The sequence below is a fragment of the Paenarthrobacter sp. MSM-2-10-13 genome (assembly GCF_011605365.1).
Classification (GTDB): Bacteria; Actinomycetota; Actinomycetes; order Actinomycetales; family Micrococcaceae; genus Arthrobacter.
This window is the reverse complement of the sequence record NZ_JAAOXO010000005.1, coordinates 30,941-48,647: the sequence shown is the minus strand read 5'-3', so window position 1 is coordinate 48,647 and position 17,707 is coordinate 30,941. Positions and strand designations below refer to the sequence as shown.

The following is a 17,707-nucleotide window of genomic DNA, read 5'->3' as shown; positions in this document are numbered from 1 at the left end:
CGGCACACTTCCTGTACAGAAAGTTTGTCCAGGACGCTAGGAGCCACCCATTGCAGCACCGTAAGAAGGATTCGTTATTTGGAGCACCCTTCGTACAAGCAAGGGGAAAGAGTGTGACCAACTGGAGGTCGCTGGTTGGTCTGAAAGTTCAGATCTGGCGCGGCGACGAGATCGTGGACCAGGGCGTAGTGGAGGCCGTGACATCTGACGGCAGCGTTGTATGGCTCACCCAAACGGGAGCAGTGGAACGTCGGATGGTGGTGAAGGAACGCGGCGCAGGCATCCGGATCCAGCTCATCAACTGAGCTGGATCCGGAGAGCTGGCTGACGCTACACAGCGTCAGCCAGCAAACGGCCCCACTTCGCGTCGAGCAGTGGGGCTCCCGCCAACTTCAGGGCATGCCAGAGGGTGACCGCCACGGAATCGAGAACGGGTACTCCGGTGCGGCTTTCCACCTCCGCCGTGATGTTGGCGCCGTACAGGTTGGTGCATAGGTAGACCAAGGCATCCGGGTGCGAAGCTGCCAACTCGAGTGACCCAGGAAGCATCTCTTGGTCGGTGACCCGCGCGAAGGACTCGTTGTCGCTGAGGTCCAGGTGCCGGTGGTCGACCGTCTTGATCCCTTCACGGGCATAGGACGAGATCACGGACTCGTTCACGTCGGCGGTGTAGGGCGTGAACAGCCCGATCCGCTCGGTTCCAAACGACGCGAACGCGTCAAGATAAGCGAGCGTGGACGTGGTGGCAGGGATGCCCGTGGCCTCTGTGATCTCGCGGACCAAAGCATGGTCATGCGCAGCGCCAAGCCACGATCCCGAGGTACCGTTCCAGGCGATCACGTCCACATTAGCCGTGGCCAGCAGCTCGGCCGCAGCACGCATCACTGAGGAATCGAACTGCTTGTCCGAGGAATCGTCCAAGGCAATGCGGGTTACCGGGATGCGCGTTGAGTGGATGGTGACGTCCTGGCGATCGCCGAGGATCCGGTACGTCTGCGGCTCCAGGCAGGTGTTGGAGGACGGCACGATCATTCCGATCCGGGTGGCGCGATTGTTGGAAGGCATGGTGGCTCCTAGAGAGTAAGCGTAGAAACGGGCACGGCCAGCGAGTCGCGGTGTTCGGTGAAGCCGTTTCGGGCAACGAAACGTCCCACGGGCCCTGGATCATGGAAACCGTCGCCGTCGAGTACCACGCGACCAGCGGAGACGACGACGGCGGGCCAGCCGTTCAGCGTCTTCCCCTCGAAAGGCGAGAAATCAGTTCCCATGTGCAGCGCGCCGCCATCGACGGTTTGCTGTCTGACGGGATCGAAGACCACCAGATCGGCGTCGAAACCTTCCACGATTGCGCCCTTGCGCGGCACGGCGTTGATCCGTGCGGGGCCGGCAGAGAAGACCTCCACGAAGTCCTCCACGGATCCGCCGGCTTCGGAAACCAAAGCGGTGAAGCTCACCGGCATGCGGGTCTCAACGCCGGGCAGGCCGTGCGGCATGTAGCGGACATCGTCGGTGCGCTCGCGTTTTTGGGAGAGGTCGTAGCAGGAGTGGTCCGAGGAAACCGTGTGGATGGCTCCGGCTGCAAGGCGGTCTTTGAGAGCGGCCACTGTTTCGGCGCTGCGCATGGGCGGGCAGCACGCGTACCACTCGGGAAACGCCGAACCGTAGACAGTGTCATCGAGGGTCAGATAGTGCGGGCACGTCTCGGAGTACGCCTCCTGCCCGCGCTCGCGGGCCTCGGTCACCAGGTCCACGGCGCCGGGTGTTGACTGGTGCACGAAGTACACGGGAGCCCCGGTGTACTCGGCCATGGCAAGCGTCTCTTTGACGGATACTTCCTCGGCGAGTTCCGGCCGGGTCCGGTGCAGGTGCTCGATCCCGATCAGGCCATCGGAGGCGTGTTGTTCCGTGCAGTCGGTGATGATGGCGTCGTGCTCGGCGTGGATGTAGGTCAGGCCGTCCAGGCGAACCATTTCGCGCATGACCTTCAGGACCGTATCTCCATCGGCCATGGTGGAACCACGGTTGGTGGTGTACATCTTCACGGACCGAACACCCTCGGCGGCCAGTTGCTCCAGTTGCCACGGGACGGTCTCGTCCCACGTGACCACTGCCCCGTGCAGTGCGACGTCGCAGCGTGAATCGGCGGCGAGCCGTTTCTTGTTCAGGACGGCATCCAGGGGAGTTTCCTGGGCGTCGCGTGGAATACCGAAGTCAATGATGGTGGTGGTCCCACCCCACAGCGCAGCGGTGGAGGTGGTCCGGTAGTCATCCAGGGTGCGGAAGCGGCCGGTCACTTGGGCCACGTGGCAGTGGCCGTCCACGCCGCCGGGAATGACCAGTTGACCCACCGCTTCTACGGTGCGGACGGCGGCAGGAACGGGCTCGGTGGCGTCAATGAGCTCGATGATGCGGCCTCCGTCCACCACTACATGGGCGTCCTGTCGGCCAAAGCTGTTGACCACGGTGCCGTGGGCAATGACGAGATCGGGGAGTTGGGACATCGTCGTCCTCCTTTGTTCTTGAAAAGTTCTAGACAGTGGCAGGGCGGTGGGCCGACTGCGCTGTGGCCAAGGCGGCGTCGAGGTCTTGCGACAGGCCCCGCCTGGCCTTCACCGGCGGTGCTGCGAACGAACCGCTGCGATGGGCGCCGGAACGCAGGGCCACCACGGCCTCCGTCATACGAATGCCGGCCGAGATACCGTCAACCACCGGCACGGGGATGTGGCCTTCAAGTTCCCGGGCCAGTCCGGCGAGCGGTGCACCCGCGAGGATCACGACGTCGGCGCCGTCCTCGTCGACGGCCTGCCGGCTAAGTGCCAAGAGGGTTTCCTTGAAATCGGCTTGTACGGAGCCGATCGAGTTCAGGCTCTGGTTGATGGAGCGAATGGAGGCCAGGCGGCCACCGAAGCCGAATCGTTCAACACAGTCGAGGTACCAGGCTTGTATGCGGTCCGAAATGGCGATGATGGAGAACCTGTGGCCTTGCAGTGCTGCTGCGCACAGGGCGGCCTCGGTGATGCCGATGACCGGTACGTCCACCAGCTCTTTCAAGGCCGGCATGCCGGGGTCTCCGAAGGCAGCCACCACAACGCCGTCCACCGCGGTTCCGCCGGGTTCGTCCCCGGCGTGAGTGCCGCCGTCGTGCCCGTATTCGGCGATGAGTTCGGCAACCGCACCCGCAGCGATCAGTGCCTCGAAGCGCGTCTCGATATATTCGAAGCCGTGCCCGGCGGTCCGCACGATCAACTTGGTATCCGGACCCGCCGACCGCTGTGCTTCGGCTTCGATCAGGGCTGTGACGTCGTCACTGATATTGGGATTGATGACCAGGAGTTTCATGGTTTCTTCCGTTGCAGCTTGGGCTCCGTCGCGCTGGACTCCTGCGGGAACTGCTCGCGGTACTTGCCGATGTGCGACGCCGATTGCGCGGCGGCGCGGTCTGGATCGCCACTGGCGATGGCGGCGTAGAGGTCGCGGTGTTCCTGGATGAGTTCCGGGAGGTCGCTGACATGGCGGAAGAGCCAATGCATGCGTCCCTGCAGGGGTTCCAGTGCGGAGCGGAGGAAATCGTTGTTGGCGATGCGCGTGATGGCATCGTGGAATTCGCTGTTGGCGCGGTGGGCTTCCAGAATGGAGCCCTTGGCCAGGCAGCGGTCGGCCTCGTTCAGGAGGCCTTGGAGGTGTTCGAGATCTGTCACGGTGGCTCGTTTGGCGGCCAGGCGGCAGGCAAGCACCTCAAGGGATTGGCGGACATCGAAGAGATCTTCCACGTCCTTGGGGCTCAGCCCGCTGACCTCGGAGCCGCGGCCGGCGCGGTCGCGGATCAGGCCCTCCTGCCGGAGCATCCTCAGGGCTTCGCGGATGGGAAGGCGGGAGACATTGAATTCGGCGGCGAGATCGCGTTCCACCAGCCGGGTGCCGGGCGCATAGTGCCCCTCAAAAATCCTGGAACGGAGCGTGTCACGCACAGACTCCCGGAGGGGGCGGTCAGTGTTCTTCGTGTCTTCTGCGGCAAGCATGTCCAGCTCCAATTCGTGATGTGTGAGGCAGTGCGCCCGGCGACCCGACGGGCATCCGGCCATCCGGCGGTTCAGGACCGTCCGGCCGGACCGGTCGATGCGAGTCAGACCGGGAGTCGCTTGTTGTAATCCAGTGCCAGCACCGAGATGCCCATGATGACGGCGGATCCAACAAAGTACAGCAGTGCCCAGGTGTAGGAGCCGGTGGCCCCGACAATCAGGCCTACCACAATCGGGGTGACGAATCCGGCAATGTTGCCGCTGAAGTTCATGGCACCGCCCAGGACACCGGCGTTGGTCCGGCCACCAAGGATGGACGGGATGGACCAGAACAGGCCAACCCAGCGCAGGAAGAACAGGACCACCGAGAGAAGCACGACGGCGGTGATCGGGTCCGCGACAATGGTGACACCTACGAGGCCGCTCACCACGACGACGCTGGAGATGCCCAGCAGCGTACGCATGACGAGGTTCGCGGATGCGCCGGAGGCGCGCCACTTGTCGGCGATGATGCCGCCGAGGATTTCACCGACGAAGCCGGCACCGAAGATGACGAACGTGGACCAGCCGATGGTCTTGAGGTCGAAGCCCTTGGCTTGTGCCAGGTAAAGCGGACCCCAGGTCAGCAGACCGTAGAAGACGCCGTTGAAGCCAAGCCAGCCGAAGCACATGGCCCAGAAGGACCGGAACTTCAAGTAGGGGAGGAGCGCGCGCTTGCCTTGGGCGCCTTCCTTTGCGGCCTCGGCATCGTCCTCGGCGTGGGAAGCCTCGATGTAGGCGGCTTCTGCCTCATTGACGCCCTTGTGCTGGCGGGGGTTGTCGCGGATGTACCACCAGACTGCAAGGCCCATGAGGATGGTGGCTGCTCCGGCGATGATGAAGGACATCCGCCAGCTGCCGGTGGACGCGATCAGCCAGGTGATGAGGATGCCGCCCAGGCCCGCGCCAAGGGGAGCTCCGGCGTCGAGGATGGTGGCGCCGCGGCCACGTTCCTTCTTGTGCATCCAGATGGCATTGAGCTTGCCACCTGCCGGCATGACGCCGGCTTCAGTGACGCCGATACCCAGGCGGGCGATGAACATGCTGACGAATCCGCCAGCGAAACCGGAAGCGGCCGTGGCCGCGCCCCAGCCGATGCAGGAAGCGGTGACCATTTTGCGGGGGCCGAACTTATCGATCAGCCAACCGACGGGGATCTGCATCAGGGCATAGGTCCAGAAGAAGGCCGACAACAAGAGCCCGACGAGCTCGGGAGGCAGGTTGAATTCCTTCTGGATGATGGGGAGGGCTACGGAGATGGAACCACGGTCTATGTAATTGACCGCGACGAGGACCAGAAGCAGGATGAAGAGCTTCCAGCGGACGTTCGTGCGTCGCTGCACGCCGTTCTTGCCGGATGTGGGCTCGTTCTCCTGGGTTTCCTCGGTTGCCAGTTGGGTGTTTTGGGGAGACACAGCTTCTCCTTCATTAGGAGTCAACGGGATGGAATGTCTTGGGGGGATGAGCCGGGCGGGATACCGCTGCAGCCTGACCCGCGCCGGCGGCAGCTGTTGTGGGCCTGCCCATCGATGGGGCGGAACCACAGCCGGAAGCGGGATCATTTGGGATCCCGCTTTGGGATCCCAAAAACAAAACTAGATGTGATGTGCGGCACTGTCAAGGGTTTTGGTATACCTGCGCTCCCCGCCGAATGTGACCGAGCCCGTTGCGGCGCCCTGCCTAACCCCGCTGTCCCTCCGTTGAGGCCGAACTGTATGCCAGAATCTCTGCCAGCTCGGCGAGCCGGTGCGCACGCGCCGATTCTGCCGGAGTGAACGGCTCGCCAGCACGAGAGAAGACCAGTGGTCCATGCCAGGCCGTCGGGATCTTGAGGATGTCTGTTGAAGGCCCGACGCCGGTTGTCGCCTCGCTGCCCGGGCGTTCCGGATCGATGGGAACTACTTTCGCGGAAAGAAGCTCGGCGACAGCCAGGGGGAGTTCCTGCGGATTCCCGGCGACCCTTGTGGCGAGGCTCAGCGCCTTGGTTTGGCCATCGGCCATGGCCAGTGCGGTGGTGGGCCAAACCTGGGACTCACGCCCGCCGCCGTCGTGCAGTGCCTTCAGCAGTTCCTGTTCGGTGACGCTCCCCGGTGCCGAGAGCACGAACTCGTCCATCACCGCACCCTCCATACCGGCTCCGGCCGTCACATGGACATGCAGGCTGAGGATGTTGCTGTCCAACTTCGCGAGTGATTGGGTGATTTTCTGCAGTGATCCCGGCTGGTCGTGGAGCAGGGTACGCGCGCGCCACAGCGAGGGCGCCAGATGAAGCTGCCTGCGCTGGTGAAGGGCTGCGCCGTGCAGCCAACGCCGCAGAACCTTCGCGGCAGACGGCTCAGCCACCCAGATGACCAGCACGGTGGCCGTGACCGCCAGCAACAGGACCTTGGCCACGTAGGGCAGATGGGTTTCCACCACTGCGGCATGGACCAGGAGCTCGATGGGAAGCATGACCGCGATGTTGGCGAGGGTGAGGCGGGCCTTGGGCGGTTCGGGCAACTGGCCGCAGACATCACAGAGGAGGTCCGCGGTGACGGGAGTGCTCGGGTTGGGCTTCATGCTTTCATGCTGCCCTGCCCCTGTTTCGAACCGATTGCCTGTGCGTCACGTTCCGGGGACAGCCCAGTGAACGCAAAGAACCCGGCGTTCTCGCGAGGAGAACGCCGGGTTCTTCAAGCAACCGGGTTCAGTGAAGCAACCGGAAAGGGGCGATCGCGGAGAGCGGGGCCTAGCGGATGCGGTCCGAATCGAGGTCCGGGTCGAGGTCCGAACCCTGGCCTGCGTTGCGGGCGGCGGCCGCGTCCTTCAGGAGATCGCGGATTTCGGCCAGCAGCGCAGTATCTGCAGGCAGCGGCTCCTCCTCGGGCTCCTCGGTGGAGAGCCGGTCCTTGACCAGGGAGTTGATCTTGTTCATGGGTGCCACGAAGATGAAGTACACCACGGCCGCGGTGATCACGAACGTCACCAGGGCGGTCAGCACGGCGCCGAAATCAACGAACGTAGCGGGGTTGTTCTCCCAGATCTTGAAGCCCAGTCCTTCGGCGTTCATGCCGCCGGCGGCAGCGATCACGGGGTTGATGATGTGGTTGGTGAAGGCTCCGACAAGAGCGGTGAAGGCACTGCCGATGACGACGGCAATGGCCAGCTCAATCACGTTGCCGCGAAGTATGAAGTCCTTGAAACCCTTAAACATGGATGGTCCTCCGATTGGGTGCGGGTGTCTGCCTCAGCAGAGATCAAACTACCACTCCGGGGTTTCACGTGGGGGTCAAGCGGTGTCTTTGGCCGCCGGACCCCCACTGGATTCCAGCTTGGGCGTTCCGGATCAGGCGGACGTTGCTTCCAGATCGCGCTGGGAAACCCTTGCGCCCTTCCCTCTGTTCACCATGAGAGCCAGCAGGTCGAACACCACGGTTGCCGCGGCCACGCTGGTGATGTCGGCGTGGTCATAGGCGGGCGCTACTTCAACGACGTCGGCGCCTACGATGTTGATGCCGTTCAGGCCGCGGAGCAGTGCCAGAAGTTCGCGGGCATGCAGTCCGCCCATTTCAGGCGTGCCAGTGCCCGGTGCGTAGGACGGATCCAGGACGTCGATGTCGATGGAAACGTACACGGGAGTATCGCCCAACCGCTGCTTGACCTGGTCAATGGCCGCCGGGACGCCGATGACATCCAGGTCAGAACAGCGAATGATCTGGAAGCCGAACTCGTGGTCCTTAAGGAAGTCGTTGCGATCGTAAACCGGGCCACGGATGCCTACATGCATGGATTTGTCTTCAATCAGGAGCCCCTCTTCGAAGGCCCTGCGGAAGATGGTCCCGTGAGTGACCGGCTGGTCAAAGTAGGTGTCCCACGTGTCCAGGTGGGCATCGAAGTGAAGCAGTGCAACGGGGCCGTGCACTGTGTTGAGGGCCCGCAACATGGGGAGGGCAATGGTGTGGTCGCCGCCGATGGAGATCAATTTCTTGTCCTGGCTGATCAGCGGGCGGGCCTGCTCCTCGATCTCGCGCACTGCCCGGCTGATGTCGTAGGGCGTACACGCGATATCGCCGGCATCCACTACCTGGACTTCGTTGACCGGCTCGACGTCCAGCTCGGGGTGGTATCCGGGGCGCAACAGGCGGGAGGCCTCGCGGACTGCGGCCGGGCCAAACCGGGCGCCGGGACGGTAGGAGGTACCGCCGTCGAACGGGACGCCGACGATCGCGATGTCGTAGTCGGGAACGCGATCGATCTGCGGCAGCCTCGCGAAGGTACCCAATCCTGCGAAGCGGGGAACCTTGGTGGCATCGACGGGGCCAATGGGCTGGTGAGTGGTCATGACAGGGATCCTTCGGTTACTTTGTGGGACTCCGGGGTGCCCGGCTTCTTTTTACTGGTGAGTTCTGAGAGGGACTTGTTGGCCGTTTCCGGCGCGAGCAAGAACGTCGCTATCAGGCCAACCAGAGAGATGACGGCGCCGATGAGCAGGGAACCGGCGGCACCAAAGCTCACAATGGCGATGGGCATCAAGTACGTGCTGGCCGCCGAGCCGATGCGGCTGATTGCCGTGCCGAAGCCCACTGCCGTTGCGCGGACCTCCGTAGGGAAGAGCTCGTTGGGGTAGACAACTTCGAGGAAGCTGGAGGCGCCGGAAGCCAGCGCGAAGATCGCCAACGCGATGAACAGCGGTGCGGCCTGGACGTCGGGAATGAAGGCCGGGATGGCGAGTGCCACCACGATGACGCCGAAGCTCCAAAGGAGCAACTTGCGTCGACCTATTCTTTCCACGAGCCAGAGGCCGGGAATGCCACCCACCACGAACAACATGGAGATCAGGAACGATCCCCCGTAGAGGTTGGCGTCGCCGTGCATCCCGAAAGATGCCAGAAGGTCCGGGGCGAACGTGTAGACGGCGAAGAGCGGGATCACCTGGGCCGTCCAGAAGATGGAGACAAACAACGTGCGCTTCCAATACTGGCCCCTGAAGATATCCAGGAACCGGCCCTGCTTGGCGGGACCCTCGCTGTCAGAAGCGATATCGCTCAGCCCGTATTGCTGCCCGTAGACCTTCTTGATGACTGCGTCAGCCTCATCACGTCGGCCTCGGGAGAGCAGCCAGCGAGGCGACTCTGGGGTGCCTAGACGGCACAGCAGGGTAATGATGGCGAAGATCGCAGGGCTGGCGACCATCCAGCGCCAGGCGTCCGGACCCATGTCCCGAAGCAGATAACCGACGGCGTACGCGACGGCCGCGCCAACGGCCCAGACCACGAAGGTGGCGCCCAGCAGACGGCCGCGGTGCTTCTTCGGCAGGAACTCTGCCAGAAGGGAGGTGGCGATGGGGTAGTCGGCGCCAATGGCCATTCCAAGGAAGAAGCGGCACAGGACAACCTGCCACACTTCGGTCGCGAAGCCGTTCAAGAGGGAGAAGACGGCCAGCGCGATGAGGTCGGCTATGTACATCTTGTGCCGGCCGATCTTGTCGGTGAGCCACCCAAAGACGGCACCGCCGAAGAAAATGCCCACCAAGCTGGCCGCGCCGATCAAACCGATTTCAGCCGTGCTGAGCTGCAGCCCCGGCGTCATGGTGATCAGGGCGATGCCGATGATGGATAGGGCATACCCATCAATGAACGGTCCGCCGGAGGCGAAGAACGTCAGCTTCTTGTGAAACGTGGTCAGTGGGGCATCGTCAATGAGGTTGCTTGTTGCGCTCATTGCAACCCTCTCTCGTGAGTGCTCTTGGGGAGCGGGGGGAGTAAGTACTTCAATTCTTGGTGACCCGCGTCACTCCGGCTATCTGCACTTTGAATACAAATGATGAAGTCTCTTATACCTTTGTCTAAAGCGCCCCATCAACGTACAGAACAGGAGTCCACCCATGGCAATCACCGTCGCCGAACTCGTCGCCGAGCCGCAGCTTGGCCTCACGCTCCTGGCCGGATCTGGCGGCGCCGACAACCGCATCACGTGGGCCCACACCTCGGACCTGCCACGGCTCTGGGAATGGGTCACAGGCGGCGAGCTCATGATGACCAATGGCCTCTCGATTCCAGCTGACGCTGACGGGCAAGTGGCGCTCGCCGAAGCCTTGATGGACTCCGGCGCCAGCGCCTTGGCCATCGGCGAGAAGATGCACGCGCCGCCCCTGACCGCGGAATTCCTGGCCGCTTGCGACAGGCTGCCGTTGCCCCTGCTCAACATCCCGTATCCCTTGCCGTTCATCGCGATCGCCCGCTCGGTTGCTGAGGCGTCGTTGGTGGAAGAATCCCGACGACTCCGGCAGACAGCGCGGGTCTACGATCTACTCCGGACTGTCGGGGCATCCGAGGATCATTGGCAGAGCCTTGTCCAGCGGCTTGCCACGGAGCTCGACGCAGAGCTGTTCGTGGTGGACCGCCGCTGCCTGCATCCGTGGCATCCCGAAGGTCAGCGGCTCCCGGACTTCCTGGCCGACGAATGGGCCCCGCTTCCCGGCCGGGTCTCTGTGGCCGGCAAGAACTTCCAGTGGCACCGGATCCGCGGCAGGCACGTGCTGACCATGGACATTCCCACCCATGCAAACGCGCTTCTGGTGGTGCTGCCCAACAGCGAACCGCACCCGGACGCCGTCGTACTTCTCCATGCCGCGACCGTGCTGGGACTGCAGCTTTCGCGCATCGTCCTGTCGTTGGAAGGCCGCCACCGGCTGGCCGGCGAGTTCCTGATGCAGGCCATGGAGGGACGCCTCGGAGTGGCCGAGATGGAGAGCCGGCTGACGGCTTTTGAGGTGCCGGCCCGGGATTTCGTGCTCGCCTCCATGTCGGCGGACGCTGCCAGGGAATTGGACGCTGTCAAGCAAGCGGACGACGGCGGTGGGCTGGCTGGCGTGCACATCGAACTGTGGCGGCACGGAGTTGCGTCAGCGTCCTTGAAGCGGAACAACAGGCTGCATGTGGTGGTCCCAGCTGATGTGGACGACGACGTCCTGGCGCACTGCGCCGGCGCGGAAACCGTCATCGGCATCAGTGCCCCGGCCGCCGTTGCGGGGCTGCAACGGGCTCTTCAGGAGTCCCTTTGGGCTCTCGGCTCGGCCAAGGCCAACAAGCTGGACGTCGCCCACTATGCGCAGGGACCATCGTGGTTGGGCATGACGGGTTTTGAGGAAGGAACGGCGCTGGTCCGGCGACTGCTGGGCCCAATTTTTGACTACGAGCAGAGCCAGGACGGCGATCTCATCGTCACCTTGCGGACCTATCTGAACTCGCAACGTTCCTGGCAAAAGTCGGCTGCCGCCCTGTTCGCGCACCGGCAAACAATCATCTACCGCATACGAAAAATCGGTGAGCTGACGGGGCTGGACATGGGTGAGACCTCCACGGTGGCGCAACTCTGGTTCGCGTTGCAGATTCACGAGACCATGCACCAGTAGCCGCACCTTGCTTGCGCTTTTTCGAAACTACCCGCTATGGTGTGAAGCGTGTCACTCAGGTGGCGCAACGCTTTTGATCTGCGGCGGGAGAGTCCTGCCGGTACATCCAGTCAGGCGCCGTAGGAGCAAATCCTCCCCAGGAATCTCTCAGGCCCATGTACCGCCGCGGTTAGGCAACTCTGGAAAGCAGTCCGGGCAACCGGGCTCACCGACGGTGCAAGCAGGAGACCATCCCTGCGGAATCTCTCAGGTCCAATACAGAGCGGGGAGGAACCCCACATCATCGTGGCGCTCAGTGGGCGCCTGAATCATGGAGTTCCTCTTGACTGTTAAATCAACCCCCACCGCCTTCGCGGACCGGCATATTGGCGCCAGGCGCCAGGCCGACGTTGACACCATGCTCAAGGCAATCGGCTACGACTCTGTCGACGGCCTGGTAGACGTCGCGGTCCCCGATTCCATCCGCCAGGACACTGCCCTGAAGTTGCAGGACGCCCTCACCGAGGTGCAGGTACTCGCCGAGCTCCGCAAGCTGGCGTCCAAGAACAAGACCGCTGTCCAGATGATCGGCCAGGGCTACTACGACACCGTCACGCCCCCGGTTATCCGCCGCAACATCCTCGAAGCTCCCGCTTGGTACACGGCCTACACCCCGTACCAGCCGGAAATTTCCCAGGGTCGCCTTGAAGCACTCCTGAATTTCCAGACCATGGTGCAGGACCTCACGGGGCTGCCTGTTGCCAACGCTTCGTTGCTGGATGAAGCCACCGCCGTTGCCGAGGCCGTGTTGCTGATGCGCCGGGCCAACAAGAACAAGGCTGCCAAGGACGGCAAGACTGTCCTGGACTCCGACCTCCTCCCGCAGACCATCGCGATCGTGAAGGGACGTGCCGAGGCGTTGGGCTTTGAGGTTGAGATCGCGGACCTGTCGGCCGGACTTCCCGACGGCGACATCAATGGCGTCGTCCTGCAGCAGCCGGGCGTTTCGGGCCGAGTCTTCAACCACTCCGGCGTCATTGCCGACGCGAAGGAACGCGGCGCCCTGGTAACGGTTGCCGCCGACCTTCTGGCGCTCACCCTCATCACGCCCCCGGGTGAACAAGGTGCGGACATCGCCGTCGGAACCGCGCAACGCTTCGGTGTGCCGCTGTTCTTCGGCGGCCCGCACGCTGCCTACATGGCCGTCCGTGAAGGCATGGAGCGCACGCTTCCCGGCCGCATCGTGGGTGTTTCCAAGGACAACGCCGGTGTCCCTGCCTACCGCCTGGCGCTGCAAACCCGCGAGCAGCACATCCGCCGCGAGAAGGCGACGTCCAACATCTGTACCGCGCAGGCTTTGCTCGCCATCGTTGCGTCGATGTACGCGGTGTACCACGGCCCCGAAGGCCTGAAGGCGATCGCTGAAACCGTCCACGGCCATGCCCGGGTTTTGGCTACCACTCTGCAGAAGGCCGGCCGTGAACTCGTCGCCGATTCCTTCTTCGACACCCTCACCGTCCGCGTTCCCGGCAAAGCTGACAAGGTCATCGCCGCCGCCGAAGCCCGCGGCATCAACCTGCGGCTCATCGACGCGGACACCGTTGGCGTTTCCGTTGATGAAACCACGACGCCGGAGGTCCTCTCCGCGGTGGCCGTCGCCTTTGGTGCCGGTCCAGTAAGGGACGCCGCAGGGTTCGAACTGCCCTCTGATGTGGTCCGAAGCAGCGACTTCCTGCAGCACCCGGTGTTCAACACGCACCGTTCCGAGACGCAGCTGTTGCGCTATATCCGCAAGCTGTCCGACCGGGACCTCGCTCTGGACCGCACCATGATCCCCTTGGGATCGTGCACCATGAAGCTGAACGCCACCGCGGAAATGGAAGCCATCTCCTGGCCGGAGTTCGCCTCAATCCACCCGTTCGCTCCGGACCACCAGACAGCGGGTTGGCGCGAACTGATCGAAGACCTCGAGGCCGACCTCACCGAGATCACGGGCTACGACCAAGTTTCTATCCAGCCGAACGCCGGTTCCCAGGGCGAGCTCGCGGGCCTGCTGGCGATCCGCGGCTACCACCTCTCCCGCGGAGACCAGCAGCGCAATGTCTGCCTCATCCCGGCCTCGGCTCACGGCACCAACGCTGCCTCCGCGGTGCTCGCCGGCATGAAGGTAGTTGTGGTGGCAACGGCTGCTGACGGCACCATTGATCACTCGGACCTGGCCGCCAAGATCGAGGCGAACAGGGACGTTCTGTCCTGCATCATGATCACGTACCCGTCCACGCACGGTGTGTACGACGCCGACGTCCGCGAGGTCTGCGACGCGGTCCACGCAGCGGGTGGCCAGGTGTACGTTGACGGCGCCAACTTGAACGCGCTGGTTGGCTTGGCGCAGCCGGGCAAGTTCGGTGGAGACGTGTCCCACCTGAACCTGCACAAGACCTTCTGCATCCCGCACGGTGGCGGCGGACCGGGCGTTGGCCCTGTTGCTGCGAAGGCACACCTGGCTCCGTTCATGCCAGGCGATGCGAACAAAGCGACGCACGAGGAAGGACACGGGGTGGCCATCTCGGCGTCCCGCTATGGTTCTGCCGGCGTTCTGCCGATTTCCTGGGCGTACGTGAAGCTCATGGGCGGCCAGGGTCTCACCGAAGCCACCAAGTCCGCGCTGCTCGCAGCCAATTACGTTGCCTCCCGCCTGGATGAGCACTTCCCGGTTTTGTACACGGGCGAGGGCGGACTGGTAGCCCACGAGTGCATCCTGGACCTCCGCGAGCTGACCGCCCGCACGGGTGTCACGGCCGAGGACGTGGCCAAGCGACTGATCGACTTCGGATTCCACGCTCCCACCCTGGCTTTCCCGGTGGCGGGCACGTTGATGGTGGAACCCACCGAATCCGAAGACCTGGCAGAAATCGACCGCTTCATCGAAGCCATGATCACCATCCGTGCCGAGATCGAGCAGGTGGCCAGCGGTGATTTCACTGTTGAGAAGTCGCCGCTGCGCAACGCGCCGCACACGGCTGCCGCCGTCGTGAGTTCCGACTGGGACCGTGAATACCCGCGTGAGCAGGCCGCCTTCCCGGTCCACCACCTCAAGCAGGAGAAGTACTTCCCTCCTGTTGGCCGCATCGACGGCGCCGCCGGTGACCGCAACCTCGTGTGCTCCTGCCCGCCCCTCGAAGATTTTGAAAACTAAGGACTCCCCACATGTCTGAGAACTACACCGCTCTCTACGAGCAACACAAAAAGGCTGGCGCGTCCTTCACCGACTTCGGTGGCTGGCAGATGCCCCTCAAATACGAATCCGAGCTCGCCGAGCACCACGCAGTCCGCAAGGCGGCAGGCCTGTTCGACCTCTCCCACATGGGAGAAGTATGGGTGTCCGGCCCGGACGCAGCCGCGTTCCTGGACTATGCGCTGGTGGGCAAGCTGTCCGCGATTGCGGTAGGCAAGGCGAAGTACTCGCTGATCTGCAACGCCGACGGCGGCATCATCGACGACCTCATTACGTACCGCCGCCCCTCCGAAGAAGGCGTGGACAAGTACCTGGTGGTCCCCAACGCGGGCAACGCGGAGGTGGTTGCTTCGGAGCTGCTGGCGCGCGCAGCCGGCTTCGACGTCGTGGTGGACAACGCCTCAGCCCAGACCTCACTGATCGCCGTACAGGGTCCCAACGCCGAGGCCATCCTGCTGACCCTCGTCCCGGCCGAACAGCACGCACTGGTTACTGAATTGAAGTACTACGCGGCCGTGGAGGTGGGCATTACTTTCGACGGCGGCACCCAGGACCTGCTGCTGGCCCGCACTGGCTACACCGGCGAGGACGGCTTCGAGATCTACGTCCCGAACGTCGATGCGCCTGGCCTCTGGGAAGCATTCCTCGAGGCAGGCGAAGGCCACGGACTTATCCCCGCCGGACTCGCAGCCCGTGACTCCCTGCGCCTGGAAGCAGGAATGCCCCTCTACGGCAACGAGCTCTCCCGCCACGTCAACGCCTACGCCGCAGGGCTGGGCCCGGTGGTTTCCCTGGCCAAGGAAAGCGACTTTGTGGGCCGCGACGCGCTCACGGCTATCAAGGCCGCGGGCGTCGGATCCACCCTCGGCCAGAAGCTCGTGGGCCTCAAGGGCGCCGGTCGTCGAGCTGCCCGCGGACACTACTCGGTCCTCAAGGACGGTTCCCTGATCGGCGAAGTCACCTCCGGCCAGCCAAGCCCAACGCTCGGCTACCCGATCGCGTTGGCGTATGTCGACGTCGAACATTCAAAACCCGGCACGATGGTGGACGTCGACCTCCGCGGCAAGGCAGAAGCCTTCGAGGTTGTGCAGCTGCCGTTCTACAAGCGCCAAAAATAGGAGTTTTTGTACACATAACGCCCTTATGAGGCCCCTTTGAGGGCATCAACTGTACAAAAACTCGAAGAGAGAGAAGGAAATGGAATGAGCAAGGTAGTTGCTGAATTGAAGTACTCGGCTGAGCACGAGTGGGTTGCCGTCGATGGGGACGGGCCGGTGGGGATCGGGATTTCCGCGGTTGCCGCTGATGCCTTGGGCGACATTGTGTATGTGGACCTGCCCGAGGTTGGTTCCACTGTGACCGCGGGGGAGACCTGCGGCGAGGTGGAATCCACCAAGTCCGTGTCCGATCTGTACTCGCCCGTGACGGGGGAGGTGACCGAGATCAACGACGCCGTTGTCAGCGATCCGGCGCTCATCAACAACGATCCCTACGGTGCAGGCTGGCTGTTCAAGGTGGCCGCAACGGAAGAAGGGCCGCTCATGTCGGCCGAAGAATACGCTGCAACGAACGGTGGAGAACTGTGAACCCGGTATCTGTAACTGACTACCAGCAGGTGGTGTCGGCGTCGTTGGACGCACAGCTCGCCGAGCTGGACCCCGAGATCGCTGCGAAGATCGACGACGAACTGGGTCGCCAGCGCGACGGCCTGGAAATGATCGCGTCCGAGAACCACACAGCCGTCGCTGTGATGCAGGCTCAGGGCTCGGTGTTGACCAATAAGTACGCCGAAGGTTACCCGGGCAAGCGTTACTACGGTGGCTGCGAGCACGTAGACGTGATCGAGCAGCTGGCCATCGACCGGATCAAGTCCTTGTTCGGGGCCGGGTACGCGAACGTGCAGCCGCACTCCGGAGCGCAGGCCAACGCCTCGGTGATGCACGCGCTGATCAAGCCCGGCGACACCATCATGGGGTTGAACCTCGCCCACGGCGGGCACCTGACGCACGGCATGCGCATCAACTTCTCCGGCAAGCTCTACAACGTGGTCCCGTACGGCGTTCGCGAGGATACGCACACCGTGGACATGGCCGAGGTTGAGCGCCTGGCGCAGGAACACAAACCGGCACTGATCGTTGCCGGCTGGTCCGCATACGCGCGGCAGCTGGACTTCGCTGAATTCCGCCGGATCGCTGATTCTGTGGGCGCTTACCTGATGGTGGATATGGCCCACTTCGCCGGGCTGGTGGCCGCCGGGCTGCACCCGTCCCCGGTCCCGCACGCGCACGTCACCACGTCCACCACGCACAAGACCCTCGCCGGTCCGCGCGGCGGCATCATCCTCTCCAACGACGCCGACATCGCCAAGAAGATCAACTCGGCCGTGTTCCCGGGCCAGCAGGGCGGACCACTTGAGCACGTCATCGCGGGCAAGGCTGTCGCGTTCAAGATTGCCGCTTCGGAGGAGTTCCGTGAGCGCCAGGAACGCGTCCTGGCCGGTTCCCGCATCCTTGCCGAGCGCCTGATCCAGGAAGATGTGGCAGCCAAGGGCATCTCCGTGGTGTCCGGTGGAACAGATGTGCACCTGGTCCTCGTGGACCTGCGCAACTGCGAACTCAACGGCCAACAAGCCGAAGACCGGCTCGCCGCGATCGATATCACCGTCAACCGCAACGCCGTCCCGTTCGACCCCCGCCCGCCCATGGTCACCTCAGGCCTACGGATCGGCACCCCGGCGTTGGCTACGCGCGGATTCGGCGAAGCAGCCTTCCGGGAGGTCGCGGACATCATCGCCGAAGTGTTGATCGCCGACGCCGATGCCGACCTTTCCGGGCTGCGTCACCGCGTTGAGGTTCTTGCGAAGGCGCACCCGCTGTACCCGGGTGTAGCTAACCTCTCGCAGTAGCCCGGCGTGTTCGCCCCTCGGGTTCGCCTGTTGGGTTCGCTCGGGTTGCCCGGTCCATAGGGGCCGACGTTCCACTCACCAGTGTTGGGGCCGGGCGCGCTTGTCCGTTTGCTTGGGAGATTATTCCTGGCCGATTC

General features: G+C 63.6%; 15 protein-coding genes and 1 riboswitch. Of the genes, 6 read left to right on the top strand and 9 right to left on the bottom strand.

Annotated elements, in window-relative coordinates; translation table 11 throughout:
• Positions 1-113: 113 nt before the first annotated feature.
• Complete coding sequence (locus HAV21_RS12155) at positions 114-305, top strand: hypothetical protein (RefSeq protein WP_223941228.1); 192 nt, start codon at positions 114-116, stop codon at positions 303-305.
• Between the two features lie 25 nt (positions 306-330).
• Here the strand turns inward: HAV21_RS12155 and HAV21_RS12150 are convergent, their stop codons facing one another.
• From HAV21_RS12150 to HAV21_RS12110, 9 genes are all read right to left on the bottom strand, one after another.
• Positions 331-1,065 (bottom strand): aspartate/glutamate racemase family protein, encoded by a 735-nt coding sequence (locus HAV21_RS12150; protein ID WP_142937453.1) that lies wholly within the window; start codon positions 1,063-1,065, stop codon positions 331-333.
• 8 nt (positions 1,066-1,073) lie between these two features.
• The gene (locus HAV21_RS12145; RefSeq protein ID WP_166841893.1) at positions 1,074-2,501 is read right to left on the bottom strand and encodes an amidohydrolase family protein; all 1,428 of its coding nucleotides are present in this window, start codon (positions 2,499-2,501) and stop codon (positions 1,074-1,076) included.
• A 28-nt stretch (positions 2,502-2,529) separates the two neighbouring features.
• Positions 2,530-3,339, bottom strand: coding sequence for an aspartate/glutamate racemase family protein (locus tag HAV21_RS12140; RefSeq protein ID WP_166841892.1), 810 nt, complete (start codon positions 3,337-3,339; stop codon positions 2,530-2,532).
• The gene (locus tag HAV21_RS12135; RefSeq protein ID WP_142937456.1) at positions 3,336-4,019 is read right to left on the bottom strand and encodes a GntR family transcriptional regulator; all 684 of its coding nucleotides are present in this window, start codon (positions 4,017-4,019) and stop codon (positions 3,336-3,338) included. The genes HAV21_RS12140 and HAV21_RS12135 overlap by 4 nt, the downstream gene beginning before the upstream one ends.
• A 104-nt stretch (positions 4,020-4,123) precedes the next feature.
• A complete protein-coding gene (locus HAV21_RS12130) occupies positions 4,124-5,473 on the bottom strand; it encodes an MFS transporter (RefSeq protein ID WP_223941225.1) in 1,350 nt (449 codons plus the stop codon).
• A 265-nt stretch (positions 5,474-5,738) separates the two neighbouring features.
• Positions 5,739-6,617: an amino acid-binding protein gene (locus HAV21_RS12125; RefSeq protein ID WP_166841891.1), complete on the bottom strand. Its 879-nt coding sequence runs from the start codon at positions 6,615-6,617 to the stop codon at positions 5,739-5,741.
• A 169-nt stretch (positions 6,618-6,786) separates the two neighbouring features.
• A complete protein-coding gene (mscL, locus tag HAV21_RS12120) occupies positions 6,787-7,251 on the bottom strand; it encodes a large conductance mechanosensitive channel protein MscL (protein ID WP_166841890.1) in 465 nt (154 codons plus the stop codon).
• Positions 7,252-7,383: 132 nt separating this feature from the next.
• Positions 7,384-8,379, bottom strand: coding sequence for an agmatinase (speB, locus tag HAV21_RS12115; protein WP_166841889.1), 996 nt, complete (start codon positions 8,377-8,379; stop codon positions 7,384-7,386).
• Positions 8,376-9,758, bottom strand: coding sequence for an MFS transporter (locus HAV21_RS12110; protein WP_166841888.1), 1,383 nt, complete (start codon positions 9,756-9,758; stop codon positions 8,376-8,378). Before HAV21_RS12110 ends, speB begins: the two co-directional genes overlap by 4 nt.
• Before the next feature lie 163 nt (positions 9,759-9,921).
• On the opposite strand from HAV21_RS12110, the gene HAV21_RS12105 reads away from it, so the two are divergent.
• The 5 genes from HAV21_RS12105 (at position 9,922) to glyA (ending at position 17,570) form a co-directional block, all read left to right on the top strand.
• A complete protein-coding gene (locus tag HAV21_RS12105) occupies positions 9,922-11,451 on the top strand; it encodes a PucR family transcriptional regulator (RefSeq protein WP_166841887.1) in 1,530 nt (509 codons plus the stop codon).
• A gap of 74 nt (positions 11,452-11,525) precedes the next feature.
• A riboswitch (glycine riboswitch) is annotated at positions 11,526-11,624 on the top strand.
• 149 nt (positions 11,625-11,773) lie between these two features.
• Positions 11,774-14,626 (top strand): aminomethyl-transferring glycine dehydrogenase, encoded by a 2,853-nt coding sequence (gene gcvP / locus HAV21_RS12100; protein WP_166841886.1) that lies wholly within the window; start codon positions 11,774-11,776, stop codon positions 14,624-14,626.
• A gap of 11 nt (positions 14,627-14,637) precedes the next feature.
• Positions 14,638-15,783, top strand: coding sequence for a glycine cleavage system aminomethyltransferase GcvT (gcvT, locus tag HAV21_RS12095; RefSeq protein ID WP_166841885.1), 1,146 nt, complete (start codon positions 14,638-14,640; stop codon positions 15,781-15,783).
• Between the two features lie 84 nt (positions 15,784-15,867).
• Positions 15,868-16,251 carry a glycine cleavage system protein GcvH gene (gene gcvH / locus HAV21_RS12090; protein WP_017197389.1) on the top strand — a complete coding sequence of 128 codons (384 nt, stop codon included), beginning with the start codon at positions 15,868-15,870 and terminating at the stop codon, positions 16,249-16,251.
• The gene (gene glyA, locus HAV21_RS12085) at positions 16,248-17,570 is read left to right on the top strand and encodes a serine hydroxymethyltransferase (protein WP_166841884.1); all 1,323 of its coding nucleotides are present in this window, start codon (positions 16,248-16,250) and stop codon (positions 17,568-17,570) included. Before gcvH ends, glyA begins: the two co-directional genes overlap by 4 nt.
• The last annotated feature ends 137 nt before the right edge of the window (positions 17,571-17,707 follow it).